This is a genomic window from Pseudomonas abietaniphila, from assembly GCF_900100795.1.
GTDB lineage: Bacteria > Pseudomonadota > Gammaproteobacteria > Pseudomonadales > Pseudomonadaceae > Aquipseudomonas > Aquipseudomonas abietaniphila.
Genome location: NZ_FNCO01000024.1, coordinates 1 through 25,266, shown reverse-complemented (window position 1 = coordinate 25,266; position 25,266 = coordinate 1). Strand labels below are relative to the sequence as shown.

At 59.0% G+C, this 25,266-nt stretch carries 21 protein-coding genes; 8 read left to right on the top strand and 13 right to left on the bottom strand.

Going from position 1 to position 25,266, the window contains the following annotated elements:
* Window positions 1-21: 21 nt before the first annotated feature.
* The 6 genes from flgE to BLS87_RS30505 form a co-directional block, all read right to left on the bottom strand.
* Window positions 22-1,344: a flagellar hook protein FlgE gene (gene flgE, locus BLS87_RS30530; protein WP_074758740.1), complete on the bottom strand. Its 1,323-nt coding sequence runs from the start codon at window positions 1,342-1,344 to the stop codon at window positions 22-24.
* Window positions 1,345-1,372: 28 nt separating this feature from the next.
* On the bottom strand, window positions 1,373-2,068 hold the full coding sequence (gene flgD, locus BLS87_RS30525; RefSeq protein ID WP_074758738.1) for a flagellar hook assembly protein FlgD: 696 nt from the start codon (window positions 2,066-2,068) through the stop codon (window positions 1,373-1,375).
* A gap of 15 nt (window positions 2,069-2,083) precedes the next feature.
* Window positions 2,084-2,527 carry a flagellar basal body rod protein FlgC gene (flgC, locus tag BLS87_RS30520; RefSeq protein WP_074758736.1) on the bottom strand — a complete coding sequence of 148 codons (444 nt, stop codon included), beginning with the start codon at window positions 2,525-2,527 and terminating at the stop codon, window positions 2,084-2,086.
* 3 nt (window positions 2,528-2,530) lie between these two features.
* On the bottom strand, window positions 2,531-2,938 hold the full coding sequence (gene flgB / locus BLS87_RS30515) for a flagellar basal body rod protein FlgB (RefSeq protein ID WP_074758734.1): 408 nt from the start codon (window positions 2,936-2,938) through the stop codon (window positions 2,531-2,533).
* A 1,045-nt stretch (window positions 2,939-3,983) separates the two neighbouring features.
* Window positions 3,984-4,811, bottom strand: coding sequence for a protein-glutamate O-methyltransferase CheR (cheR, locus tag BLS87_RS30510; RefSeq protein WP_074758732.1), 828 nt, complete (start codon window positions 4,809-4,811; stop codon window positions 3,984-3,986).
* 41 nt (window positions 4,812-4,852) lie between these two features.
* A complete protein-coding gene (locus tag BLS87_RS30505; protein ID WP_074758730.1) occupies window positions 4,853-5,785 on the bottom strand; it encodes a chemotaxis protein CheV in 933 nt (310 codons plus the stop codon).
* 76 nt (window positions 5,786-5,861) lie between these two features.
* Here BLS87_RS30505 and flgA point away from each other — a divergent pair, with 76 nt between their 5' ends.
* The 4 genes from flgA to BLS87_RS30485 all read left to right on the top strand — a co-directional run bounded on the left by flgA (window position 5,862) and on the right by BLS87_RS30485 (window position 8,441).
* Window positions 5,862-6,623 carry a flagellar basal body P-ring formation chaperone FlgA gene (gene flgA, locus BLS87_RS30500; protein ID WP_074758809.1) on the top strand — a complete coding sequence of 254 codons (762 nt, stop codon included), beginning with the start codon at window positions 5,862-5,864 and terminating at the stop codon, window positions 6,621-6,623.
* Between the two features lie 160 nt (window positions 6,624-6,783).
* Window positions 6,784-7,101, top strand: coding sequence for a flagellar biosynthesis anti-sigma factor FlgM (gene flgM / locus BLS87_RS30495; RefSeq protein ID WP_074758728.1), 318 nt, complete (start codon window positions 6,784-6,786; stop codon window positions 7,099-7,101).
* 49 nt (window positions 7,102-7,150) lie between these two features.
* Window positions 7,151-7,618, top strand: a complete 468-nt coding sequence (locus tag BLS87_RS30490; RefSeq protein WP_074758726.1) for a flagella synthesis protein FlgN — start codon at window positions 7,151-7,153, stop codon at window positions 7,616-7,618.
* An 82-nt stretch (window positions 7,619-7,700) separates the two neighbouring features.
* On the top strand, window positions 7,701-8,441 hold the full coding sequence (locus BLS87_RS30485) for a flagellar brake protein (RefSeq protein WP_074758724.1): 741 nt from the start codon (window positions 7,701-7,703) through the stop codon (window positions 8,439-8,441).
* 124 nt (window positions 8,442-8,565) lie between these two features.
* Here the strand turns inward: BLS87_RS30485 and BLS87_RS30480 are convergent, their stop codons facing one another.
* Entirely contained in the window at window positions 8,566-9,516 is a 951-nt protein-coding gene (locus tag BLS87_RS30480) for a GlxA family transcriptional regulator (protein WP_074758722.1), read from the bottom strand.
* Between the two features lie 146 nt (window positions 9,517-9,662).
* Window positions 9,663-10,409 (bottom strand): SDR family oxidoreductase, encoded by a 747-nt coding sequence (locus tag BLS87_RS30475; protein ID WP_074758720.1) that lies wholly within the window; start codon window positions 10,407-10,409, stop codon window positions 9,663-9,665.
* Between the two features lie 236 nt (window positions 10,410-10,645).
* Between BLS87_RS30475 and BLS87_RS30470 the strand changes: the two genes are divergently transcribed.
* Entirely contained in the window at window positions 10,646-11,083 is a 438-nt protein-coding gene (locus tag BLS87_RS30470) for an SDR family NAD(P)-dependent oxidoreductase (RefSeq protein WP_074758718.1), read from the top strand.
* A gap of 9 nt (window positions 11,084-11,092) precedes the next feature.
* Here BLS87_RS30470 and BLS87_RS30465 read toward each other — a convergent pair whose 3' ends face one another.
* Window positions 11,093-12,550, bottom strand: a complete 1,458-nt coding sequence (locus BLS87_RS30465) for an MFS transporter (RefSeq protein WP_083370808.1) — start codon at window positions 12,548-12,550, stop codon at window positions 11,093-11,095.
* A gap of 54 nt (window positions 12,551-12,604) precedes the next feature.
* A complete protein-coding gene (locus BLS87_RS30460) occupies window positions 12,605-13,846 on the bottom strand; it encodes a glutamine synthetase family protein (RefSeq protein WP_208605232.1) in 1,242 nt (413 codons plus the stop codon).
* A 365-nt stretch (window positions 13,847-14,211) separates the two neighbouring features.
* On the opposite strand from BLS87_RS30460, the gene BLS87_RS30455 reads away from it, so the two are divergent.
* Window positions 14,212-17,760: a glycosyltransferase gene (locus BLS87_RS30455; protein WP_074758714.1), complete on the top strand. Its 3,549-nt coding sequence runs from the start codon at window positions 14,212-14,214 to the stop codon at window positions 17,758-17,760.
* Between the two features lie 34 nt (window positions 17,761-17,794).
* On the opposite strand, the gene BLS87_RS30450 is transcribed toward BLS87_RS30455, so the two are convergent.
* Entirely contained in the window at window positions 17,795-18,802 is a 1,008-nt protein-coding gene (locus BLS87_RS30450; protein WP_074758712.1) for an AraC family transcriptional regulator, read from the bottom strand.
* Window positions 18,803-18,997: 195 nt separating this feature from the next.
* On the opposite strand from BLS87_RS30450, the gene BLS87_RS30445 reads away from it, so the two are divergent.
* Both BLS87_RS30445 and BLS87_RS30440 read left to right on the top strand, forming a co-directional pair.
* Window positions 18,998-20,182: an acetyl-CoA C-acyltransferase family protein gene (locus BLS87_RS30445; protein WP_074758710.1), complete on the top strand. Its 1,185-nt coding sequence runs from the start codon at window positions 18,998-19,000 to the stop codon at window positions 20,180-20,182.
* Between the two features lie 14 nt (window positions 20,183-20,196).
* Entirely contained in the window at window positions 20,197-21,048 is an 852-nt protein-coding gene (locus tag BLS87_RS30440) for a 3-hydroxybutyryl-CoA dehydrogenase (protein WP_074758708.1), read from the top strand.
* Between the two features lie 240 nt (window positions 21,049-21,288).
* Here the strand turns inward: BLS87_RS30440 and BLS87_RS30435 are convergent, their stop codons facing one another.
* Together BLS87_RS30435 and BLS87_RS30430 are read right to left on the bottom strand one after the other, a co-directional pair.
* Window positions 21,289-23,670 carry an efflux RND transporter permease subunit gene (locus BLS87_RS30435; protein WP_074758706.1) on the bottom strand — a complete coding sequence of 794 codons (2,382 nt, stop codon included), beginning with the start codon at window positions 23,668-23,670 and terminating at the stop codon, window positions 21,289-21,291.
* A 50-nt stretch (window positions 23,671-23,720) separates the two neighbouring features.
* Window positions 23,721-24,707 carry a WD40/YVTN/BNR-like repeat-containing protein gene (locus tag BLS87_RS30430; protein WP_074758808.1) on the bottom strand — a complete coding sequence of 329 codons (987 nt, stop codon included), beginning with the start codon at window positions 24,705-24,707 and terminating at the stop codon, window positions 23,721-23,723.
* Window positions 24,708-25,266 lie beyond the last annotated feature (559 nt).

Sequence of the window (25,266 nt, the reverse complement as noted above, 5' to 3'; positions counted from 1 at the left end):
CTCAATAAAAAAGAACCGTTATCAGGTCATCTGAATCGTGGTCTGCATGATGGTGCTTTCAGTCGAAATGGTCTTCGCGTTCGCCTGATAGTTACTTTGCGCCTTGATCAGCTCGACCAGTTCGGTGGTCAGGTCAACGTTGGATTCTTCCAGCGCCGAACCGGTAATGTTGCCCAACGTACCGGACTCCGGCGCGCCGGTCACGGGAATGCCCGAAGCGTAGGTTTCACGCCACATGGTACCGCCCGCCGGAGACAGGCCCTGGACGTTGGCGAAAGATGTCAACGCTACCTGGCCGATAGTCTGAGACAAACCATTGGTGTAGGTAGCGAACAGCTTACCCGAGGAGTCAACGCTCATCGCACTGATCTGGCCGGTGTAGTTACCATTTTGATTCTTGGAGATCGCACCGCCAGTAGCATTGGTCTGCGTGGTCGCTAACATATCAAACTTCATGCCACCCGCTGCTGCGGCGGCGCCGTTGGCTGCCCAGGTAGTGGTGGAGCCTACGGTCTTGCTTTGGCCTGGGATCCAGTTCGCGATGGTGAACGTACCGTCGGCGTTCACCACCATGTTGGCAGTCGAAGTCGGCGCTGGCGTGGTGACCATGTTACCCGCCGAATCGAACGTCAGATTGGTCACATCCGGTGTGGTCTGCGTCGGGTCACTGATGCTGCGGCCGTCGATCTGTGTGTACATGTCCCAGGTATTGAGTCCCGTCTTCCGGAAATACTGGTTCAGCTGGTGTTCGTTACCCTGACTGTCGTAGATCTTGGTGCTGTAGGTCAGGTCATAGGTCTCGACCTTCGCCGGATCGAACGCCGCAGCGGTGTTGATTTCTGTAGCGGAATTCAGGTTCGAGCTGATGGTGATCTCGCTGGTCGCCTTCGGCGGCATGTTCGAGGTGTCGACCTTGAGGTTGGTCAAAACGCCCGTCTTCACGTTGCCATTGGCATCAACGCCATAACCCTGCAGATTATTGCCGTTGGTGTCGATGACGTTGCCGGCGGTGTCGGTGTGGAAGTTACCGGCACGGGTGTACAGCTTCTCGCCATTGTTGCTGACCATGAAGAAGCCGTTGCCGTTGATTGCCAGGTCGAGATCACGACCGGTACCGGTGGTCAACGCACCTTGGGTGAAGTTCTGCGTGACCGCTGCGGTGGTCACGCCGCTGCCGACGCTGGTGCCACCGGACGTACCGCGAATGGATTGCGCGTACTGGTCGGCGAACTCGGCACGGGACGACTTGAAGCCGACGGTCGCGACGTTGGCAATGTTGTTGCCGGTGACGTCGAGACTTTTATTTGCTGCGTAGAGCCCACTCAGACCGATATTGAAAGACATGTATCACTCCTGCGCCGTCGAGTCGGCTCTAGATTCCGATTTGTTGAACTTTGGACAAGGCGATGTTTTCGCCGTTGGCCAGGTTAAGCGTCATGGCAGTGCCAGCCGTGCCCATGGTGACGCTGGTCACCGTCGCAGGGAGGTAGGTCGTGAGCCCTGTTTTCGTACCGTCCAGACTGCCCGACGCTTTAAAGCTGTAGTTACCGGTCGCCAGTGTCTGGCCCGCGTCGTCTTTGCCATCCCAGGTAAAGCTGGCATTGCCGGCTTTCTGCTCACCGAGGTCGATCGTGCGCACGATGGTGCCGGTGCTGTCGTAAACATCGACGCTGGTCACGGTGCTGGTAGAAGGCAGAACGACCTGACCGGTCATGCCCTTAGTGGTGTCCACGTTGGTCGAACCGCTGTCGACGATCACCGAGCGACCCACCAGCGACGACGCTTGCAGCGCTTGCGATGACTGGTACATGCCGCCAATCGCATCAACCGATGTGCTCAGGTTCTGCATGGTTTCCAGGCTGCTGAACTGCGCCAGTTGCGCCACGAATTCGCTGTTGTCTTGCGGGTCGAGCGGGTTCTGGTTTTGCATCTGGGTGACCAGCAGCTGCAGGAACGAGTCCTTGCCCAGCGTGCTGGCGCCCGTGGCGGAGTCGCCGGTCTTGCCGGAGGTCACCGTCTGCAACGACTTGAGGTAGTCGCTGGTCGTCGTGTCGTTAGTCACGCTCATTGCATTCGCCCCTTATCACTGACCCAGAGTCAGGACCTTCTGCATCATTGTTTTGGCGGTGTTCATGACTTCCGCGTTGGTCTGGAACGAGCGGCTCGCCGAAATCATGTCAGCCATCTCATTGACGACGTTGACGTTCGGGTAATAGACGTAACCGTTCTTGTCGGCTGCCGGGTGGTTGGGCTCGTAACGTGCTTCCAGATTGGAAGAATCTTCGACGATGCCGGACACCTGCACGCCGGTGCCGGCCTGCCCCTGATCTTCGAACAGCGACGCGCTGCCGCCGGACTCCTGCCCTTGAAACACAGTGGCGAACACCGGGTGACGGGCGCGGTAGGTCTTGTCCAGACTGGACGAAACAGTCTCGGCGTTGGCGATGTTACTGGCGACGGTGTTCAGGCGAGTGTTCTGCGCACTCATGCCACTGCCGGCGATATTGAAAACACTGGATAGCGACATGAATTACTCTCCACGCAGGGCTGCTACCAGCCCTTTGAACTTACTGTTGAGCAACGTGAAACTGGCCTGAAAGCCAATGGCGTTCTCGGCGTAGTTGGCGTTCTCGACCTGGGAATCGACGGTGTTCTGGTCCAGCGAAGGCTGCGACGGCGTGCGGTACAGCAAGCTGGCGTCGCCATCGGTCATGCCTTGCGCTTCGATATGACGATTGTTGGTCATGTTGAGGGCGAAGGTGCCGTTGTTGGCCTTGTCGCTTTCAGCGGCCAACACCTTGGAGAAGTCCAGGTCGCGCGCCTTGTAGTTAGGCGTGTCGGCGTTGGTGATGTTGTTGGCCAGCACTTCGGCACGTTGGGCGCGGAAGTTCAGCGCCTTTTCGTGAATGCCCAGTGCTTTGTCGAAGCTGATGCTCATGTCGGGAAACCTTTACCGGTTGACCAGATGTTCGTGACAGAGAGATAGCAAGCGGCGTGCCACTTTTAGAAACGCCCGTATTCCGGGGGGTTCGGAGGCGATCGGCAAGGGTGATGCCAGAAAAGCGGCAAGCGATTTCCGCTGGTGGGGAGGCAAGCGGCAAGGTGGGTGCCGTTTTTTTGCCGCTGACGCGGTAACTGCCAGTTTGTATTTGAGAACTGGGACATATCCGTAAACGCGAGAATTCGTCCTAACGGCCGAACTGTTTCGCCTCCGGCGAGTTACTTGAAAACCGGAATGCCGGACCATCCCCAAGTAATCAAGGGTCTGAACTCCTGGTTTGGCGACTCCTTCGTCGTCGTACCCTCACTCCGGCGACGCTCCGTGGGCCCGCCTGCGTTCTGCCTGCGCCCAAGTCGCGATTTGTGGTGTCTGGACTATCGCGCTAGAAAAGCAAAATCAAAAGCATCGGATGACGCGATACCTGTAGGAGCGCGCTTGCCCGCGATCTGCCGGGAACCGGCAGCACATCCGGTGCATGCGGTGTATCAGGTACAACCGAGTCGCCTGATTTCGCTACCGCTGCGCGGTAGATCGCGGGCAAGCGCGCTCCTACAGAGATTGCGAAATCCTGATGCTTTGTTCCGCTCCTGCTTTTGATTTTGTTCTTGTACACCAACGGGTCAAACACCACAAAACGCGACTTGGGTGCAGGCTGAACGCAGGCGGCGCGGAGTGGGCCGAGCGGCATGGATGCCGCGAGAGCCGCCCCCGGCCATGGATGGCCGATGGCGGCGGGCCCACGGAGCGTCGCCGGAGAGAAGGAACCCGAGGAACGAGGGCCAAGCCAGGAGCAAGGCGCTTTTGGTTACTTTTGGCGCCTTTTCAAAAGTGACCCGCCGAGGGGCGGAAAAGTGAATTCGTGCCGCCATCGATAACGACCAAGCACTCAAAAACCAGCGCCAACAACAACCCAAAACAACTCAAATCTCGTCCATAAAAAACCCCGCCAAAGCGGGGCTCTCGACAAACCGAAATACCAGACTCACTTGGCCTGATAAATAATCCCGGGACTGCACTGAACCATCTGGTAGTGATCCGGCAGACCATTCAACGCCTCCGAAGCCCCCAGGAACAAATACCCGCCTGGTTTCAACGTTGAATGAATCCTCAGCAGAATGTCCTTCTTCACCTCAGCCGAAAAATAGATCAGCACGTTGCGACAAAACACGATATCGAACTTGCCCAACGCCGCATAACTGTCCAGCAGGTTGAACGAACGAAACTCCACACGACTCTTGATAGGCGCCTTCACCGTCCAGCGCCCAGGCGTCTTCTGGTCAAAATAACGCTGCAAACGGTCAGGCGACAAACCGCGCCCGATCGCCAGACTGTCGTATTCACCCGTCTTGCAGTTATTCAACATACTGCCCGACAAGTCCGTGGCCACGATCTGCGCACCGGCCTTCAACTGCCCCGGGTTGCTGCGCTCAAACTCATCGATCGACATCGACAGCGAATACGGCTCCTGCCCCGACGAACACGCCGCGGACCAGATACGAGGACGCAGGCCGGGACTTGCCTTCAACTGCTCCGGCAAGACCTTGTTCTTCAGCACCTCGAACGGGTAGGTGTCGCGAAACCACAGGGTTTCGTTGGTGGTCATCGCGTCCACCACCTGCTCGCGCAACCCGCTGCGCGGCTGGCTCTGGATGCGCTGGATCAACTCCCCAAGGGACTTGATGCCCTGCTGTTCCAACAGCTTGTTCAGGCGACTGGAGACCAGATACTGCTTATTTTCACCCAGCAAAATGCCACAGGCTTTTTCCAGGAAGACCCGGAACTGTTCAAAATCCAAATTACCTGTAGACATGCCGCCTCTCAAATCATGTGAACAGCCGAGGAAGTGCTTCCTCAGCTGATATCTGCCGCCCTGATACGATCTACCACTCTAGCTGCTAGATCGTCCGGCCGAAACTTGGCCAGAAAATCATCGGCACCTACTTTCTTCACCATCGCCTGGTTGAACACCCCGGACAGCGACGTGTGCAAGATGATGTGCAGCTTCTGCATGCGCGGATCGCTACGAATCTCAGCAGTGAGGGTGTAGCCGTCCATCTCCGGCATTTCAATGTCGGAGATCATCATCAAGAACTCCTCTTCCGGTTTCTTGCCCTCGTCCACCAGTTTGCGCAGGAATTCGAGTGCCTGACGACCGTCATTCAACGCAGTGACCTCGACGCCCACCGTTTGCAGGCAACGCGTCACCTGCTTGCGCGCCACCGACGAGTCATCGACCGTCAGTACCCGCAGCGACAATGCCTTGTGCGCGACCTCCTCGGTGACCACACCTGCGGAAATGTTTTCCGACACCGGCGCCACTTCGGCGAGGATTTTTTCCACGTCGATGATTTCCACCAACTGGTTGTCGATCCGCGTCACCGCCGTCAGGTAGTGATCGCGACCGGTTCCCTTGGGCGGCGGATGAATGTCTTCCCAGTTCATGTTCACGATGCGTTCGACCGAATGCACCAGGAAACCCTGAATCTTGGTGTTGTATTCCGTGATGATCACGAACGCGTTGTCAATGCTGCCCAGCTTCGCCGAGCCGGTGGCCATCGCCAGGTCGAGGATCGGAATCGTACCGCCTCGAATATTTGCCACTCCGCGCACAATCGGACTGGATTTGGGCATGTGGGTAAGTTTTGGGCACTGAAGCACCTCTTTTACCTTGAACACGTTGATCCCGTACAACTGCTTGCCGTCCAGACGGAACAGCAGCAATTCAAGGCGGTTCTGCCCTACCAGTTGAGTGCGCTGGTTCACTGAATCCAAAACACCAGCCATGCCCCACTCCTTCCCAAAACGACCAATTGCGCGCTGCCAGATGGCAAACGGCACGGGCCTTGCTATTTATCCCGTCATGAACACACAAACGACAGTATCTCGACGCCCGACATCCGCAACCCGCCATTTCTTGGGCGTGTTGGCTGCAGTGTGCCTGCTGGGCACCGCCGGCCTGAGCCGAGCAGACAACGCGACCCTGCCTGAACAACTTATCGGCGTCACCCAGGGCTTTCTTGAATTCACAGTGGAAGACTATTTGGCGACGAGTCAAACCCAGGGCCGCTATGAAATCGAGGTCAAACAGCTCGATCCCCGTTTGCGGATGCCGCATTGCGACAGGGATTTGACAGCGTCGCTGGAAAGCCCGGCGCAGCCAATTGGCCGGGTCACCGTGAAGCTGCGTTGCGAAGGCAGTGCTCCATGGACGGTGTTCGTGCCAGCCCAGGTACATTTGTTTCGCAACGTGGTGACGGCCATCCGCCCCATGAAGCGGGACGCGATCGTTTCCGAGGCTGATGTGGCGATGCGCGAGCGCGACGTAGGCACGCTGGGACAAGGTTTCCTTGATTCGCTGGATCAGGCGGTCGGGCAGAAAGTTGTCCGACCAACGGTCATCGATCAAGTGCTGACGCCCGTCCACCTGGAACAACCGCAAATGGTTCACAAGGGCGATCAGGTCGTGATCAGCGCACGCAGTGGGTCAATGAGCGTGCGCATGCCGGGCGAAGCCTTGTCCGACGGCGGTTTCAACGAGCAAATACGGGTGAAAAACCTGAACTCCAAACGGGTGATCAAGGCCAACATCGTGGCCCCCGGCCAGGTAGAGGTTGCTATGTGACGGTTATTGACCTCTGGCGCTACGCCTGCGCTTTTTCTACACTCGGAACCGATATGCCCAGTGCGAAGTCAATTCAAGACTGTTTTCGCACGGGCCCTAAAGTTATTCCGGGTTTGGCCGAAACCAAGGCAAGCGTCCTAGAACCCAGAGGTTTTCAATCATGGTCATCGACTTCAGTCGTTTGAATAACTCCACTACCGTTGGAGGTACTCCACGTACCGTCAACACCAAAGAAGCCAGCAAACCCGAAGCCCCGGCGACGGTCAGCACTTCTGGAAGCGTCAGCGGTAGCGGCGAGACAGTCAGTTTGAGCAGTGAAGCTCAACAGTTGCAGAAGATCACTGATTCGTTGCGTGATCAGCCCGTCGTCAACAACAGCCGCGTGGCTGAGTTGAAACAGGCTATTGCGGACGGCAGCTACAAGGTCGACAGCAACCGTGTTGCGAACAAACTGCTTAATTTCGAAGCCCAGCGCTAGCCCCCGGTACGCGCAGGGGCTTCTGGACGCTTAAATCCCAGGGCATGCGATGCAAGACACTACATTGCTTCAACTGATCACGGACGATATTGCGCCGACCCGGCATCTGCTGGACATCCTGAGGGCCGAGTCACTGGCGCTTCACGGCCGCAATATGGTCGAAATGGAACACATCCTGGCGCAGAAGCAGGCGTTGGTGATCGTGCTCGAACAGCACGGACGCAGACGTAGCCAACTGATGACCAGTCTAGGCCTGCCCGCCAATCGCGCGGGACTCGAAGAAGTGGCCAAGCATTCATCGGTCGGTGAAGCGTTGTTGCAAGCGGGTGATGCGCTGAGCGCGCTGATGACCGAATGTCAGGCCGCCAACGAGCAGAATGGCAGTCTGATCCAGCTCCAGCAGCTGACCACGGCCCAACAGCTCAGAATCCTCAACGGTGGCGATACTCCAGCGCTGTACGACAGCCGGGGATCGACGTCCGGGAAGATCAGACCACGTCCGCTCAGCCAGGCGTAAGTTCTTGTATCAAGGCGTGCGACATGATGGCAAAATGCCGCCCGCCGCACGCTGTCGTTTTTTGCCTGGAGATGGATAAACCGTGAATGCCTCAAGCGCGGAAGATGTTCCGCAGCCCCCGAAGGTACTTACTACGCCTTTGGAAATTGCCGCCAACCTGCGGTTGCTGATGGAAAGCCATGATCCCTTGATCATCACCTTCCACGAACGCAGCCAACGCTTCCAGAGCTATGTGATCGACGTCGACCGTGACAGCAACGAGATCTCGCTCGATGAGATGATCCCGCGTGACGGTGAACGCTTCCTGGCCAACGGTGAAGCGTTCCGTGTCGAAGGTTTCCATGACGGTGTGCGCATCGCCTGGGAAGTCAAAGCGCAGATGACCATCATCGAGGACCCGCATTGTTATCGTGGGCCCCTGCCTGAAGAAGTGGTGTATCACCAGCGCCGCAATGCCTTCCGCGCCGCCCTGAAACTGGCGTCTTTGGTCGATATCGAAATCGGTGGCGACAAGTTGAAGTTTCCGCTCAGGGGCAAGCTGCTGGACATTTCCGCGACCGGTTGCAAACTGCGCTTCGAAGGCGATGTGTCCGAACGCATGCAGCTGGGTCAGGTCTACGAGCGCTTCATCGCTTCTCTGCCCTTCGGCAGCATGACCACGCCGGTCGAGCTGCGGTATCTGCACTTCGAAGAACGAATCAACACCACCTTTGCCGGCGTGCGCTTTCACAACATCAGTGGACTGGTGCAGCGTCAGGTCGAGCGTTTCGTCTACCAGCTGCAACGCGAAGCCCGTCGCTTCGATAAAGACGACGACTTCTGATCAGGTCGCTCACAGGGTTTGTAGCCAATGCAAATCCTGTGGGCCTGCCCTCTCTTCATCTGAAAGCCATCAAGCCCACCTGCACGGGATAAACCTGTGGGCGCTGCCTCAACGTCCCACCTGGCTAAAACGCATCCACCACCGGCCCGAAACTGCGCCGTAATGACTGTGGCGATTGCCCGTAGACGCGCAGAAACGCCCGCCGCATCCTTTCCCGATCGCCGAACCCGGTTTCACTGGCCACCGCTTCCAGCGAGTGACGCCCTTGCTCCATCATCAGACGTGCGGCCTCCAGGCGCAGATTTTCCACCGCCTTGGCGGGCGAAATCCCGGTTTCGGCCCGAAACGAACGACTGAACTGACGCGCACTCAAGCACGCGGCATCGGCCAGCTCTTCAACCGACAATTCGCGACGCAGGTTCTTGCGGGCGTATTCCAGGGACATCTGGATCCGGTCCGAGCTGGGGCTCATTTCCAGCATTGCGGAGTGCTGCGACTGACCGCCGGCACGGCGGTGGTAGAGGACCAGATGCTGCGACACCTTGCGCGCGAGCTCCGGGCCATGGTCCTTTTCCACCATGCCAATGGTTAAATCCAGCGCCGCCGACATCCCGGCCGACGTCCAGATCTTGCCGTCAACGATGTAGATCCGGTCTTCCTCGACCTTGATCGCCGGAAAGTTCTGGCGCATTTCAGGCGCCCGCGCCCAGTGCACCGTCGCCCGACGACCGTCGAGCAGTCCGGCTTCCGCCAGCGCAAATGCCCCCACGCACAAAGCGCCCACTCGGCGGGAATGGGCGTAAGCCTCGATCAGAAACGCATTGATGGCCGGCGATGCCGATGAGCGATCCATGGCGCCGCTGATCAGCAAGGTGTCGAACTGCGCATGATCCAATGGCTGGGTCGACACCGACGTGAACAACGAGCTGGCCGCCACAAGGCCGCCGTGCTCTGACAGCAGATGGATGTCATACAGCTTTTTTTCGGCGGCAATGTTGGCGAACTCGAACGCCGACAGCGCTGCCAGGCTCATGACCTGAAAGTCAGGCCTGACAATGAGAGCAACGGTTTGCATGAGGGCTGGGTCCGCCACAAAGATGTCGATTCTAGACCCCGGCGCCTTGCACGCAAGCGTTGCCTGCAAGGCCTCGGTATTGCGCGTTGGATAACGGACGGTTGACCGCCACACCGGTTGATGTGGCGGCGCACTTTCTGGACGATTCAGCCCGCCAGGAATGACTCATTGAAGGCAGTCACGAAACCCATTTCGTTCGGCCCTACGGCGGCGCGCAGGGGAACGGCGCGTTCGACCAGAATTTCATCGGCGTCGGTTGCCAGCACCGCCATGGTTTCTTCAATGAACTCAGCCAGCGGCATGGCGCGCGGTTCGTCGTTGCTGCCCAGCAGGTCGGTCTGAACCCAAGGCGGCGCGATTTCCAGAACCCGTACCGACGTGTTGCGCAGCATGAAGCGCTGGGACATCGAATACGAGTGCATGGCGGCTTTGGTCGCGCTGTACACGGCCGTCACGGCCAGCGGCACGAACGCCAGTACCGACGACACGTTCATGACAACGGCCTGGGGCCTGGTTTTAAGATGCTCGATCAAACCGGAGGTGACACGGATCGGGCCAGACACGTTGGTGGTCAGCGTATCGATCAGCAGTTGTTCGTCAATCGCGCTGCTCGCGTCGTCGATCTGCATGATGCCGGCGTTATTGATCAGCACGTTCAAGTCCGGAAAACGACGGATGATGTCAGCGGTAACCCGGGCGATTTCGGCCGCATCACCCACGTCCAGTGTCACGGCTTCCATGCCCGGGTTGGCGCCGGTCACTTGTTCGAGCAACGCCTTGCGACGTCCCGCAATGATCACTTTGTTACCACGAGCATGCAGCGCTTCGGCCAAGGCACGACCGATGCCGGAAGTGCCGCCGGTGATGAAGATGGTGTTGTCAGTGAGGTTCATGTCGGTTCTCCGAGGGAAAGGGGTGATGCGCAACACGTGCCAGCTCGAGCCGTGTCGTGCATTTCGAGAACCGATGTTAGAGCGATGAACCACCCGGCATCTGTCGTAAAACCACCCTTTTCGGCCATTCGCTGCAAGGCCGGAAAAGACGTCTGGATAGGTGGGTTTTATGGCCGATCTACGGTCGGAGATCCTCTTACCCTTATGCCTGAGAACGCTGCGACAGAAGACCCACCATGTTCAAGCACCGAGGCACCGTCGTCATCACCGGCGTATCGTCAGCCCGCAGCCAGGCCTACGCCCGCCAAATGGCCGTCGACGGTTACGACCTGATCCTGATCGCTCAGGACCTGGAGCGGCTCCACACACTGGCCAGACGCATCACCGATGCGTCAGGTCAGTCCGTGGAGGTGATAGCAGGCAATCTGAGCGTCGAGCAAGACCGCCAGCGCATAGCGCGCGCTTTGAGTCAGGACGCCAGCATCACGCTGCTGGTGAACTACGCCGCTCCCCTGTCCTGCTCCAGCGGCCTCTGGCGGGCGCTCAAGCCAGGATTCATGAGGCGCCGCCGAGGGGCCGTGGTCGAGGTGACCGGCAAAGCCGCGTGCCCGACGGAGGATGTGGCATGGACTGAGTACCTTTTGGGGATGCGCAACACAGGCTTGCCGCATTGAGACGAGCCGCTACAGCGGCCGGTCCACCCCGACGTCCCGTGATGCATCGTGTGCGGCGTCGGGTCGTGCCGCCTGGGGTTCGGCGCTGACGGCTTCATCGACGACCGCCACTGGGCGCACAACGCCTTCGCCTGACGGCACAACCCGCTCCGGCGCCTCACCTTCAACCTCAGGCTCGTGTTCCGGCGGCGCAGCAGGCTCCGTTGCAGTTTGCATCTGGTCCTGAACCACTTGTTCGTCGACACGCGGATCGAGCGCGACCACCAAGGGCGAGCTGGACATGCTGTCAGGCATCGCAATGTGATGCAGCGGCGCGTCCTCGACCTGGTGCAGGTTGGTGACAGCTTTCGGACGAATACGCAGCACAAGCACCAGCGCGGTGACACAGACGAAGGCATAGAGCATGTTGCTGCCAAACTGCTTCATCAACACGCCCGACACCAACGGCCCGATACTCGCCCCGACGCCATAGGTCATCAGCAGCATGGCCGTCAGCGAAACCCGGCGCTCGCCTTCGACGTGGTCGTTGGAGAACGCCACGGCCAGCGGGTACAACGAAAACTGCAGCAGCGACGCGACGAACCCGACGGCGAACAGGACTTCCATCGGCACATTGGGAAAGATCGCCAGCGGCAATGCCGCCAGCACCAGCAACCCCGCGACGCCGCGAATCAACCAGGCACGGTCATAACGGTCCGAGAGCTTGCCCAATGGGCCCTGCACCAGCAGACCGGCGCCGATGCAGCACGCCATGAACAGACCGACGTGTTCCGTAGACAACCCCTGCTGAGCGGCGTACAGCGGCGCCAGGCCATAGAACGAACCGATGATCAACCCGGCGCTCAGTACGGTCGTCAGCGATTGCGGGACGCGGCGCATGAAGAACAACGGCTCAAGCGGCGCAGGACGCATCGGTGCGGGGTGAATGCTGCGGGTCATCGCCACGGGCACCAGACACAAGGTGAAGCACATCGCAACCAGCATCAGCAGTTCCAGCCCCAACTGAGGATGGATGACCAGAATCAGCTGACCGAGCACCAGGCCCATGTAGGACGCAATCATGTAACCGCTGAACACCAGCCCCCGCTGCTTGGGCGATGCCTGCTCGTTGAGCCAGCTCTCGATGACCATGTACTGACACATCATTCCCAGACCGACGATCATCCGCAGGAAGATCCAGGCCGGCAGATAGTTGATCAGGCCATGCCCGAGCACCGCCGCGCCGACGATACCCGCGCAGGTGGCGTAGGCACGGATGTGCCCGACCCGGCCAATCAGCCGGTGACCGATCTTGCCGCCCAGCGCCAGGCCCACATAGTTGGCGGCCATCAGCGCACCGACCCACAGGCCATCGACCTGATCGGCAGCGAGACGCAAGGCAAGGTAGGTACTCAGCAGGCCCGAGCCGATCAACATCATCAGCGAGGCAAAATACAGCGCTCGAAAGGACTTCCAGATTTGGCGCATCGGCTTTCCAAAAGAGGAAACCCTCTTCAATGGAGGGTTTCCGAACCACGGTTTTTAAGCTTGGGCAGCCAACACTCGTCGCTCCCAAGGCGATATTTCGTTGAAGAAACTGGTCAATTCCAGCGTCTTCGACGCGATGTACCCTTCGATGAATTCGGCACCAAACAGTTCCTTGGCCAAAGGGCTGCGTTTCAGACGCTCCAGCGCGGCATGCAAGGTACATGGCAGCGAAAGATTGTCCGGCACGGAGAATTCGCCCTGGATCGCATCCGACGGCTCCAGCCGTTGCTCCATTCCGTAAAGCCCGGCTGCAAGACTAGCTGCAATGGCGAGATACGGGTTGGCATCTGCGCCCGGCAAACGGTTTTCGACACGACGCGCGACCGGTGCGCTGGCCGGAATGCGCAAACCTGCCGCACGGTTATCGTGAGACCAGCACGCATTGTTCGGTGAGGCGAAAGGATGACACAAACGCTGATACGAATTGACGTTGGGCGCGAACAAAGCGGTGAAATCTGCCATCGCCGCCTGCTGACCGCCAATGAAGTGATGGAATGCCGACGTCGGTTCGCCTTGGGCGTCGCTGAAAATGTTCTGCCCGGTCACGCTGTCGACCACGCTCTGATGAATGTGCATCGAGCTGCCCGGCGTATGCGCCAGCGGTTTGGCCATGCACACCACGGTCAGCCCGTGCTTGAGCGCCACTTCTTTGAGCATGTGCTTGAACAGGAACGTCTGATCGGCCAGCAACAACGGGTCGCCGTGGAGCAGATTGATCTCGAACTGACTGACGCCCATCTCGTGCATGAACGTATCGCGCGGCAGGTCCAGCGCCGCCATGCACTTGTAGACTTCGCTGAAAAACGGACGCAGGCCGTTATGGGAACTGACACTGAACGCCGACTGGCCATCTTCACGGCGACCGTCCAGACCAATGGGAGGCTTGAACGGCTGATTGGGGTCGCTGTTGGGCGCAAAGACGAAGAACTCGAGCTCGGTGGCCACCACCGGCGACCATCCGTGACGCGCATAACGGGCAATGACCGACTTGAGCTGCCCCCGCGTCGACAGGTTCGAAGGCTCGCCGTCCAGTTCGTCGGCATCGCAGATCGCCAACCCACGGGGTTCCTCGCTCCAGGGCAATCGATGAATCTGCCGAGGGTCTGCGATCAGCGCCAGGTCACCGTCGTCGCTGCCGTAAAATTTAGCCGGCGGATAGCCGCCCATGATGCATTGCAGCAGCACACCGCGCGCCAGCTGCAAGCGTCGGCCTTCAAGGAAACCCTCGGCCGTCATCACTTTCCCGCGTGGCACGCCGTTCAGATCCGGGGTGACACATTCAATTTCATCAATGCCCATCAATCGCTGCGCGAGTGAATTGTGGCCATCGCTACTCATGACTCAGTCCTTTAATGGTTGTGCAGGCCGTACGGCGGCAAGGCGTACAAAATAAGCATCAGCCGTTCGGAATATCAAGCGCATTGACACCTTTGTGGGGCGTTTACCAAAGACCGCTCGCTTGGCCGATTTATTGCTTCTGCTGAAAACCCTATGTTCAGCGTCATTTTCATGGCAGGCACGTGCCTACAGGGCTCACGGCGCTGAGCCTCACCCTCCCATGTGCATCGGCAAAGGTCATCCTTCGCCTACCGGATACGAAGATGGAATCTCAGCGACTGGTCAGCGTCGTCATTGCTGTCTGCCAAACGGAATACCTCGACGCTGCGCTGCAAAGCGTTATCGAACAGACTTACCCCGGCATCGAAATCGTGATTTGTGACGACACGCTTGGCGGCGTGGCGCAAAGCATTGTCGGCCTCTACCAGTCGTCCTGTCCCTGGCCTATCCGCTATGTACGCAACGAGCGTCGTTTGGGCGAGGCTGCATCGCTGATTCGGGGCGTGAACGAGGCCAGCGGCGGATACATCAAGTGGCTGACCGACAGCGCCACCCTGGCGCCCGACTGCATTGAGCAGATGGTCGAGGCCCTGAGCGCCCAACCCCAAGCGAGCCTGGTCTCGGCGGCCCGTCACTGGATCGACGCAGACGGTGTGCCGCTGGGTGAAAATCTGCTCACGCGGCTGCGTTTCGCCGTCCCCACCTTGTTGAACGGGGCGGACGTCGTCGCGTTTCTGGGGGAGTTCACATGCAACTTCATCGGTGAACTCAGCAGTGTCATGTGCCGTCGGGCCGATCTCGTCGCACTCGGAAATGACCTTTTTTCGCTCAATGGGCAACCGTTGGATGCGCTGAAGGATCTGGCGATGTATGCCCAGTTGCTGCAGCGTGGCGATTTACTGTTGTTGCCTGCCTTGCTGAGCAACACACGCATCGCGCCTAAAAATTTCGTTGATCAGGGGATCGAAACCGCGGGCGTGGAGACTGAATCTGCCCACCAGTTTCATCGGCTGATCCGCGAGGCAGGCTGGGGCAGCCCCTCGCTGGAAAATGGCCGGATTCGTGTGCGCGCGGCCTCGACGCGTGGGCCTTTCAGCGAATTCGATCTGCTCGCGCAACTGAGCACCCCGCTGCCGCAACGACTGACGCCTGAACAGGTTCAGGCATGGCTCGATTTCCGCATGCTCACTGCCCAGGAACGAACGCATATCAGCGAGCATCTGGTTCAGGCGGGCATTCCCCGATTACTGATTGTCGTCCAGAACAGCCACCCTTCCACGGAGCGGGCCCAGCGCACCCTCGACAGTCTGAGTTCGCTCGACACGTTGGGCGACACATTGCAGGTGGTGGTGCTGTGCGAAACGAATCTACCGCTCACCCCGGCACCGGGTATAACGCTGAGCCAGCGGATCAATAACGGCACGAACATCGCCCAGGCTTTGAACCCCATTGTCGATACCTACCATTTCGACTGGATGATCGTGATCGAGGCTGGCACGCAATTCACGCCTTTCGGGCTCACCGCCTGCGCGCTCAAACTCATCGAATCACCGGACCGCCGCGCAGCGTTTGCCGATGAAATGCATCGCTCGCCCAAGGGGGAACTGAGCTCAGCGATGCGTCCCGACTTCAACCTCGACTATTTGCTCAGCTATCCCTTGCTTACGGCCGGACACTGGCTGTTCAGCAGGCAGATGTTGCTCGACATGGGCGGATTCGACCCGCAGTTCTGCGATGCGACGCAATTCGCCCTGATCCTGCGATGGATCGAACGCGAAGGTGCCGGTCAGATCCTGCATATCCGCGAACCGATATTGATCTGTGACACGCCGCTGGCACTGGAAAACACGCTGGAAATTGCGGCGCTGAAACGCCATTTGAAAGTGCGCGGCTATCCGGATGCCAGCGTACTGCAAACGCTGGCACGTCGTTACCACGTGCTGTACGGCCACACTGAAGCGCCTTTGGTGTCGATCATCATTCCGACCAAGGACCAGTTGCCCCTGATACAACGCTGTGTCGAGACCCTGCTGCACAAAACGCGCTATCCCCACTACGAACTGCTGATCGTCGACAACGACAGCTCGACACCCGAAGCACTGGCTTGGCTGGCGGCGGTCGAGGCACAGGGCAGTGACAGGGTTCGGGTACTGCGTTACCCCTACCCTTTCAATTATTCACGAATCAACAACGTAGCGGCCACACACGCCAAAGGCGAATACCTGGTGCTGTTGAACAATGACACGGCCATCGTCCATGAACGCTGGCTGGACGAAATGCTCAACCATGCCTTGCGCCCTGAAGTGGGCATCGTGGGCGCCAAGCTGCTATTCCCCACCGGTCGGCTGCAACATGCCGGCGTGCGCCTTGGCATGGACGGTCCCGCCGGTCATCCCCAATTGGGAGAACCGCATTTCATCCAGGGTTACATGCAGCGCACTCAGGTCGATCAGAACCTGAGCGCAGTCACCGCCGCCTGCCTCATGATCCGGCGCTCCGTTTATGAAGAAGTCGGCGGTCTGGATGAGACATTCGTGGTGTCCTATAACGATGTCGATCTGTGCCTGAAAGTCGGCGAGCGTGGTTACCTGACCGTATGGACACCCCACGCCGTATTGATCCATGAAGGCAATGTGAGCCAGAACAGCGTCGACACCGCCACCCAGCAGGCCAAGAACACACGCTTTCTGGGTGAACAACTGTCCATGTACGCCAAATGGTTACCCCGACTGGCTGACGACCCCGCGTTCAACACCCACTTGTCGTTCGACTTGCCTTCTGTCGAACTGGAGGTCGGTCTGCGTCAGGTCTGGCGCCCTTTGTACTGGCAACAGCGCCCCAATGTGCTGGCCTACACGGACGTGGCGTCGGCATCGCCTCAGGAGCGCGTCATTGCGCCTTTCGAGCACTTACAGCGCTCAGGCCGCGTGAATGGCCTGCTCAGCGGCCATCGGCTTTCAGTCCTGCAGCAGGCGCGGTTCAAACCAGACACCATCGTCTTTCAGGCAGACCTGGATGACGAGCATCTGCGCACCCTTGCCCTGGCCAAGGTGCAGGCTGGCAGTTTCGTGGTGCTGGACCTGAACAATGTTCAACTGGCCTCGGAAGATCCCCATGACGCCTTCTCGTTCAGTGCCCGGCACGTCGAACTGTTGAAAAAGAGTGTGCAGCTCGCCGACCGGGTAATTGCCGCGACGCCTTTGCTGGCTGATCTGGCGCGCGAATTTCATCCCGATGTCCGTCTTTTACCTTCTCGCCTTCCAACCGACCGCTGGGGCAAGCAGGCGCCACGCCAAGTCCCCCACCACACGCCTCGGGTGGGGCTGGTGAGTGATCACTGGCAGGCTGAAGACCTGCGCCTGATAATTCCGGTGATTCAGCACCTGGCCGATGAAGTCGAATGGGTCGTCATGGGCGATCACACCGACGTGCTGCGCGCCTATATCCGCGAACGGTATGCGCTGCCGAATGCCGACGCGTATCCCGCAGCCATCGCGGGTCTGAACCTTGATCTGGCGCTACTGCCAGCCGCCGACAACCTCTTCAATGCCTGCAAAAGCAACATCAACCTGTTGCAACTGGGCAGTTGCGGTGTGCCGGTGGTGTGCAGTGACGTTCGGGCCTACGAAGGGCCGTTCCAGGTCACGCGGGTTGCCGATTCGCTTAGCGCATGGATCGACGCTATACGCCTCCATACGCAAGATCCGGCGTTTGCCACACTCAGTGGTGATCGGCTGCGCGAGCAGGTCCTGCGTGACGGGATGCTAGACGACGCAGCGCTGCAAAGCTGGCAATCGGCGTGGCTGCGTTGACACCGGTCCGGGATGTGTCAGCAGCCGCTCACCCTCAACGTGCAGTCCGGGCGCGATAGCGTCCCGGACTTTCCGCCGTCCACTTCTTGAACGCCCGGTGAAACGCACTGGGCTCCTGAAAACCCACCAGCGCCGCGATCTCGACCACGCTCATGGCGGTTTCTCGCAGCTTCTGCTGAGCGATACCGCGTCGCACGTCATCTTTGATCCCTTGAAAGGCACAGCCCTCGCGTTCAAGCCGACGCCTGAACGTGGTGGGACTGAGTTTCAGTTCATCCGCCATTTCAAGCAATGTTGGCCAATGGCCGTAATGACTGTTTCTCAGACGCTGGTACACCTGCGCCGCCAGCCCTCGCTGATTGCGAAAACGGATGACAAGCCACTGTGGCGCGGTGCGCAGAAAAGACTTCAGTGAAGGCAACGACTGCACCACGGGCAGCCGTAAGTAGTGGCTTGAAAACTCGACCTCGGTGCGCGGCTCGCCAAAGCTCAGGTTGAACCCCCACAGCAATGAGTCGTCGCTCAGCCGGTCACGGCTGTGACGAAACTGTGCTCGATCAATGGTGATACGACGCCCGCCCAACCAGCACAACAGGCTGATCATCAACAGCAGAAAGGTCTCTTCACCGAAGCGCCGTTTGACCGGATCGGTGGCGTGATTGTCCACCGCAATGATCGCGCGCTGTCCGCGCACGATCAGGCTGCCGCGAAAGTCGCGCAGGAACAGCCCGAAGTTCGCCAGGCACTGACGCAGGGCTTTTTCCAGGTTGGGCTCCTGAATCAACCCTCGACAAATGAGCGCGAAACTGCCTGGCGGCATGCCATGGGAATCCAGGTCGAAAAACTCGTCCCCGAGTTCCTTGATCTGAATCAGCCACAGCGTCGCAAATGCACTGGCCGGAACCCGCGACTCAGGATCATTGAGCAGCGCCATGTCGATCCCGGCCGCTTCCAGCACCGATTGCAGGCGCAGCGGTTGGTCGCGTAACGCATGAACCACCAACTGGACGAAGTAGATCGACACCGAATCCTTTTCCCGCATGAGCCGCCTTTCCTTTTCTCGTGGTGCGCTCCAAACGCGCCAAGGCACCGATGGTAAAGAACGCCAGTCGATCTGGACAGTTTTGGCATAGGCCCGCCTCGAACGCCGATCTAGACTTGCCCGCAAACAGCACCTGGCCGAAATGCCGTTTGTCGGTGCCACCCACAATAAATTCAACAGGTTTCAGGAGTCGACATGAGCAATACCGAAGTTTTCGTCGTCAGCGCACTGCGTACCGCCATCGGTGGATTCGGCGGGTCTCTCAAGGACGTCTCGCCCATCGAGCTGGGCACCCAGGTCAGCCGCGCCGCCCTGGCGAAAGCAGGCCTGGCCGCTGAGCACATTGGGCATGTGGTCATGGGGCACGTGATTCCGACCGAAGTGCGCGATGCCTATCTGTCTCGGGTCATTGCCCTGGAAGCCGGCCTGACCAAAGAAACGCCGGCCATGAACGTCAACCGTCTGTGCGGCTCCGGCCTGCAGGCCATTGTCTCTGCTGCACAGTCGCTGATGCTCGGCGATGCCCAGGCCGTACTGGCCGGTGGCGCGGAGTCCATGAGCCGTGGCGCCTACATCATGCCCCAGGCCCGTTGGGGCGCGCGCATGGGCAACGTGCAGGCGTATGACTACATGCTCGGCGCGCTGCATGATCCGTTCGCCAACATCCACATGGGCATCACGGCGGAGAACATCGCCGAGCACTACGGCATCACGCGCGCCGATCAGGATGCGCTGGCGCTGACCAGTCAGCAACGCGCCGCCCGCGCCATCGCCGAAGGCCGATTCGAAGGCCAGATCGTCCCGATTGAAATCGCCACCCGTAAAGGCACCGTGACCTTCGCACAAGATGAACACGTGCGCGGGGACGTCACCGCCGAGCAGCTGGAAAAAATGAAAACCGCGTTCAAAAAGGACGGCACGGTCACCGCGGGTAATGCCTCAGGCCTGAACGACGGCGCGGCTGCGCTGGTCATGGCAAACGGCGACATGGTGCGTGAGCACGGCCTTAAGCCCATGGCGCGTCTGGTCGCTTACGCCCATGCCGGCGTCGAGCCGTCGATGATGGGATTGGGTCCGATTCCGGCGAGCCGCAAAGTGTTGGAACGCGCAGGGCTGACCGTCGCCGATCTGGACGTGATCGAGTCCAACGAAGCCTTCGCCGCGCAAGCCTGCGCCGTGGCCCGTGAGCTGGGCTTCGATCCGGAGAAGGTCAACCCGAACGGCTCGGGCATCTCCCTCGGGCACCCGGTGGGCGCTACCGGCGCGATCATCGCCACCAAAGCCATCCATGAGCTGCACCGTATCGGCGGCCGTTATGCGCTGGTGACCATGTGCATCGGCGGCGGTCAGGGCATCGCCGTCATCTTCGAACGCGTGTGAAAGGAGAGATTTCCATGACGCTGCACCACATTGCCGTGATCGGCGCCGGCACCATGGGCAACGGCATCGCCCAGGTGTGCGCAATTGCCGGCTTCGACGTCACGCTGCTGGACATCAACGACGCCGCGCTTGAGCGAGGCTTGGCGACCGTGCGCAAAAACCTGGAACGCCAGGTGAACAAGCACACGCTGACGGCCGAACGGGCAGAAGATGCCTTGGGCCGCATCCGATGCACCACAGACTATGCGCTGCTCAGCGACGCACAGGTCGTGATCGAAGCCGCCACCGAGAACCTCGACCTCAAGCTGCGCCTGCTCAAGCAGATTGCCGAGAACGTCGGTACAGACTGCGTGATCGCGTCCAACACCTCATCGTTATCAATCACCGAGCTGGCGGCCAGTGTCGACCGCCCGGAGCGTTTCATCGGTCTGCACTTCTTCAACCCGGTGCCGATGATGGGCCTGATTGAAGTGATTCGCGGCCTGCAAACCGCTGATGAAACGCATCTGGTAGCGATCAAGCTGGCCGAGCGACTGAACAAGACCGCTATCACGGCCGGCAACCGTCCAGGCTTCGTGGTCAACCGGATCCTCGTCCCGATGATCAACGAAGCGATCTTGGTATTGCAGGAAGGGCTGGCGACTGCGCAAGACATCGATGACGGCATGCGATTGGGTTGCAACCAGCCCATCGGGCCGTTGGCGCTGGCGGATCTGATCGGCCTGGACACGTTGCTGGCGATCATCGAAGCCTTTCATGATGGCTTCAACGACAGCAAATACCGCCCTGCTCCACTGCTCAAAGAGATGGTTGCCGCGGGTTATCTGGGACGCAAAACCGGGCGTGGGTTCTTTGTCTATAACTGATAAACCCGGCCTCAGTTGGCACTCCTGCCAAGACCCACACAGGACTGCGGCAATCAATCCTCTAGTGCCGAGCATCTAACCTATAGGAGCGCGCTTGCCCGCGATTGCATTGTTTCAGTCTCCGGATTTGAAGCTGACACTCCGCAATCGCGGGCAGGCGCGCTCCTACAAGTCTCGTGTTTTACCCATAAAAAAACCGCAGCCCTTCAACAGGCTGCGGTTTTTTATTTCATCCGCAGATCAGTGTGAGAACAGCGAATTGCCCACCTTGCCAGCCATCTTCTCCGGCTTGATCAGGAACCGTGCGAGCGCTGGCAACAACCACAACGCACCGAACATGTTCCACAACAGCATGAACGTCAGCATCAGGCCCATGTCCGCCTGAAACTTGATCGCGGAGAAGATCCACGTGCAAACGCCGATGGCCAGGCACAAACCGGTGAAAAGTACCGCTTTGCCCGTGGATTTCAACGTTTCGTAATAGGCTTCCTGCAACGGCAACCCGGCACGCAAGAAGCTTTCCAGGCGGCTATAGATGTAGATGCCGTAATCGACACCGATGCCCACGCCCAAGGCCACCACAGGCAACGTCGCGACTTTCACGCCAATCCCCATGAACGCCATCAGCGCGTTGCCGAGTACCGACGTCAGCACCAATGGCAGCACGATGCACAGCGTGGCCGCCCACGAGCGGAAGGTGATCATGCACATCACCGCGACGCAGATGTAGACCAGAATCAGAATGGTCAACTCTGCCTGTTTGATGACTTCGTTGGTCGCCGCCTCAATCCCGGCGTTACCCGCAGCCAGCAGGAATTCCAGGCCTTGCTTGTTGTTGACCTTTGCAAACTCCTGAACGGCATGCACCGCGCGATCGAGGGTTTCGGCCTTGTGATCGTTGAGGAAGATCAGCAACGGTGCCAAGGAGCAGGTGTTGTTATAGAGACCATCGGCACGAGAGATCGAGCTGTTGAGCACATCCTTGTTGCGCGACAGCGACTCCCACTTCAGATTGCCCTCGTTCATGCCCTTGATCACTTGCTTGGACACCGTGACCAGGGATATCGCCGATTGCACGCCGGGCGTGTTTTCCATTTTCCAGGACAACTCGTTGATGGCCGACAACGTCTGATAGGCCGAGCACCCCTCAGGCGGCGTCTTGACCATGACCACCAGCACGTCGGAACTGGTCGAGTAGTTGCTGATGATGAAGTTGTTGTCCTGGTTATAGCGAGAGTCCGGCCGCAGCTCCGGTGCCCCTTGGTCGAGGTCACCGATTTTCAGGTTGTGGCCGTACCAGAGGCCTCCGGCCAGCGCGAGCAAGGCCAGCACTACGGACACGCGCGCCACTTTTGGCGCCGCGAAGTTCGACAGCAGGCGCCAGAACGGGTGCTCGCGGACCGCATCTTCTTTACTGCGTACCACTGCCCTTTTACTGATACCCGCGTAAGAAATCGCCACGGGCAGCAGGATCAGGTTGGTGAACACGATCACCGCAACGCCGATGGAAGCGCCGATCGCCAGCTCGCGGATCACACCGATGTCGATGATCAGCAGCGTGATGAAACCGACCGCGTCCGCCAGAATTGCAATCATTCCCGGCAGAAAGAGCTGACGGAACGTCCGGCGTGCAGCCATCAATGCGTTCTCTGCGTCGCTGGACTGCAACGCGATACCGTTGATCTTCTGCACGCCATGGGATATCCCGATCGCGAAGATCAGAAACGGAACCAACATCGAGTAAGGATCCAGGCCGAAACCCACCACGTGCATCAAGCCCAATTGCCAGATCACCGCGATCAGCGTCGTGCTCAATACCGCCACGGTGCTGCGCGTACAGCGGGTGAACCACATCAGCAGCACCAGGGTAATCAGGAAGGCGACACCGAAGAACATCACGACCATGATCAGGCCGTCGATCAGGTCGCCCACCTTCTTGGCGAAACCTACGATGTGGATTTCGACGTTAGGGTTCTGTGCCTCATATTTGTCGCGGATCTTCTCTTCCAACTGGTGGGAGAACTGCCGGTAATCCAGCGGCAGCAATTTCCCCTGGTCGGCGGGGTCCGGGTAGAACTCCTGCAACGGTACGTCGATGATGCTGGACTTGAAATTATTGGCGACCAGACGCCCGACCTGACCGGACTTCAGAACGTTGTTTCGCAGCTTGTCGAGGCTTTCCTGCGACCCGTCGTAACTCTGTGGGATGACTTCACCGCCGGCGAACCCTTCTTCGGTTACCTCCGTCCAGCGCACGCTTGGACTCCACAACGACTTCAGGCCCGAGCGGTCGACACCGGAGATATAAAAGACCTCATCGTTGATCTGACGCAATGTCTCCATGTATTCCTTGGAGAAGATGTCGCCCTGCTTGGCTTCGACCGAAATTCGCACGGTGTTGCCCAGGTTCGCCAGATCATTGCGGTGCTCCATCATGTTCTGGATGAACGGGTGGCTCAGCGGGATCATCTTCTCGAAGCTGGTGGAGGGACGTACCAACGTCGCCTGCCAGAACAAGACGATGCTGACGAGCAGGCAAATGCCGATCACGGTCGGACGGTTGTTGAAGATCAACCGCTCCAGCAGCGTCGGTTTATCGTGAGGGTGTTGAAGGTTTGTCATGCGAAAGCGTCCTGGCCTGGTCAGTTCTTATTGTTGAGCGCAATCAGCTCTTACTGCTGAGTGACATCTGCGCCCGTTGGCGAGGTGACGTGAACGCCACCCTGTCCTACCAGAATCAAAGTGCCCTTGTCGCCCTCGGCGACACCCGCGAGCGAGAGCCGGTCCGAACGATTGGAGACCGTAAAGCTTTCTCCGTCATCGGTGCTGCTCATGACACTGCCTCCGTTGCCTACCAGCACAATGGAGTTGTCGGGTAGCAGAGAGGCATTTGCAATACTGAACTCCAGCGGCCCACGCTCCCCCTGCAAGGAAACCGCCTCCCAGTTGCTGCCGAAATCGGTAGAGCGGAACAGGTTGCCGCGCAACCCGTAGGCCAGCAGCGAGTTGGGCTGCGCTGTACCTATTACGCCGAACAGCGAGCCTTGATAAGGGCCCTCAAGCTTTTCCCACGTCTGGCCGTCGTCGGCCGAACGGAACATGCTGCCCATTTCACCCACGATGAACAGGCCGGCATCTTTCACGTAAGCAATGCCGTTAAGGTGAAATTGATCTTCGTTGTCCAGACGCTCACCGATGTCTTCCCAATGCTGACCGCCGTCGGTGGTTTCCAGCATCGCTCCGTACGCACCCACAGCGATGCCGGTGGACGAGTCCTTGAACCAGACATCCAGCAACGGCGCTTCGCGCTTGAGGTCCTCGAACTGTTTGTTCCAGGTTGCACCACCGTCGGCGCTGGCCAGAATCTGCGCATCGTGACCGACCGCCCAGCCATGCTGGTCGTCGACGAAGTACACGGCAGTAAGCAGTTGGCGGGTCGGCACGCTGGCCTGAGTCCAGGCTTTACCTTGGTCGTCGGAATAGAGAATGTGCCCACGATCCCCCACGACGACCATGCGCTTGCCAGCATGGGTGACGTCCAGCAAAAGGCTACGGGAGGCTTTCGCAGATTCGAGCGCGAAGACAGCTGCATCGCTGGCATTGCCTTGGGCATCGGCCGGGGTACTGTCAGCCGCTAACGCGGTGCCGCACAAGGTCATGGAGATGAGCAGCGCCACCACAACGTGCAGAGGCTTGCTCGTGTAAAACGTCCGGGAACCGTCATTGCCATGAATGACCGCGGACCGAGTGCGCCGAATGACTGGCTCACGCATGGAGCTTCCCCTTCCTTTATTTTTATTAGGTTCTCCTGAGGGCCAGTGCAGGAGCAGCGAGCGCTCTAGCCTGCGTCAGACGTGGCCTTACCGAAGCGAGCCCATCCTATCCAGCTTTAGAAACGTATGACAATCGACATGACGTTATCTTTTGTTAAGCAACGGCATGGTGATTAGAGCCCTATCACTCCGGTTGATTGGCAACTCTAGACGCTGGGGTAGGCTGAGGGTCGACATACAAGCAATGAGCCATCCTTGGATAGAGGCACGGCGTTGATACTGGGATAGGGATGGGGTGGGCTGACGCTGGCGTAAGGCGGCAAGCACTGCGCGAGTTTTTTCCGCGCGCAAAAACAAAACCCCATCTGCTTTCGCAAATGGGGTTTCGGAATTTAATCTTGACGATGACCTACTCTCACATGGGGAAACCCCACACTACCATCGG

Bases quoted from the DNA above. Each gene is read 5' to 3' on its own strand.
- flgE (WP_074758740.1), bottom strand. From the start codon at position 1,344: ATGTCTTTCAATATCGGTCTGAGTGGGCTCTACGCAGCAAATAAAAGT.
- flgD (WP_074758738.1), bottom strand. From the start codon at position 2,068: ATGAGCGTGACTAACGACACGACGACCAGCGACTACCTCAAGTCGTTG.
- flgC (WP_074758736.1), bottom strand. From the start codon at position 2,527: ATGTCGCTATCCAGTGTTTTCAATATCGCCGGCAGTGGCATGAGTGCG.
- flgB (WP_074758734.1), bottom strand. From the start codon at position 2,938: ATGAGCATCAGCTTCGACAAAGCACTGGGCATTCACGAAAAGGCGCTG.
- cheR (WP_074758732.1), bottom strand. From the start codon at position 4,811: ATGTCTACAGGTAATTTGGATTTTGAACAGTTCCGGGTCTTCCTGGAA.
- BLS87_RS30505 (WP_074758730.1), bottom strand. From the start codon at position 5,785: ATGGCTGGTGTTTTGGATTCAGTGAACCAGCGCACTCAACTGGTAGGG.
- flgA (WP_074758809.1), top strand. From the start codon at position 5,862: ATGAACACACAAACGACAGTATCTCGACGCCCGACATCCGCAACCCGC.
- flgM (WP_074758728.1), top strand. From the start codon at position 6,784: ATGGTCATCGACTTCAGTCGTTTGAATAACTCCACTACCGTTGGAGGT.
- BLS87_RS30490 (WP_074758726.1), top strand. From the start codon at position 7,151: ATGCAAGACACTACATTGCTTCAACTGATCACGGACGATATTGCGCCG.
- BLS87_RS30480 (WP_074758722.1), bottom strand. From the start codon at position 9,516: ATGCAAACCGTTGCTCTCATTGTCAGGCCTGACTTTCAGGTCATGAGC.
- BLS87_RS30475 (WP_074758720.1), bottom strand. From the start codon at position 10,409: ATGAACCTCACTGACAACACCATCTTCATCACCGGCGGCACTTCCGGC.
- BLS87_RS30470 (WP_074758718.1), top strand. From the start codon at position 10,646: ATGTTCAAGCACCGAGGCACCGTCGTCATCACCGGCGTATCGTCAGCC.
- BLS87_RS30465 (WP_083370808.1), bottom strand. From the start codon at position 12,550: ATGCGCCAAATCTGGAAGTCCTTTCGAGCGCTGTATTTTGCCTCGCTG.
- BLS87_RS30460 (WP_208605232.1), bottom strand. From the start codon at position 13,846: ATGACGGCCGAGGGTTTCCTTGAAGGCCGACGCTTGCAGCTGGCGCGC.
- BLS87_RS30455 (WP_074758714.1), top strand. From the start codon at position 14,212: ATGGAATCTCAGCGACTGGTCAGCGTCGTCATTGCTGTCTGCCAAACG.
- BLS87_RS30450 (WP_074758712.1), bottom strand. From the start codon at position 18,802: ATGCGGGAAAAGGATTCGGTGTCGATCTACTTCGTCCAGTTGGTGGTT.
- BLS87_RS30445 (WP_074758710.1), top strand. From the start codon at position 18,998: ATGAGCAATACCGAAGTTTTCGTCGTCAGCGCACTGCGTACCGCCATC.
- BLS87_RS30440 (WP_074758708.1), top strand. From the start codon at position 20,197: ATGACGCTGCACCACATTGCCGTGATCGGCGCCGGCACCATGGGCAAC.
- BLS87_RS30435 (WP_074758706.1), bottom strand. From the start codon at position 23,670: ATGACAAACCTTCAACACCCTCACGATAAACCGACGCTGCTGGAGCGG.
- BLS87_RS30430 (WP_074758808.1), bottom strand. From the start codon at position 24,707: ATGACCTTGTGCGGCACCGCGTTAGCGGCTGACAGTACCCCGGCCGAT.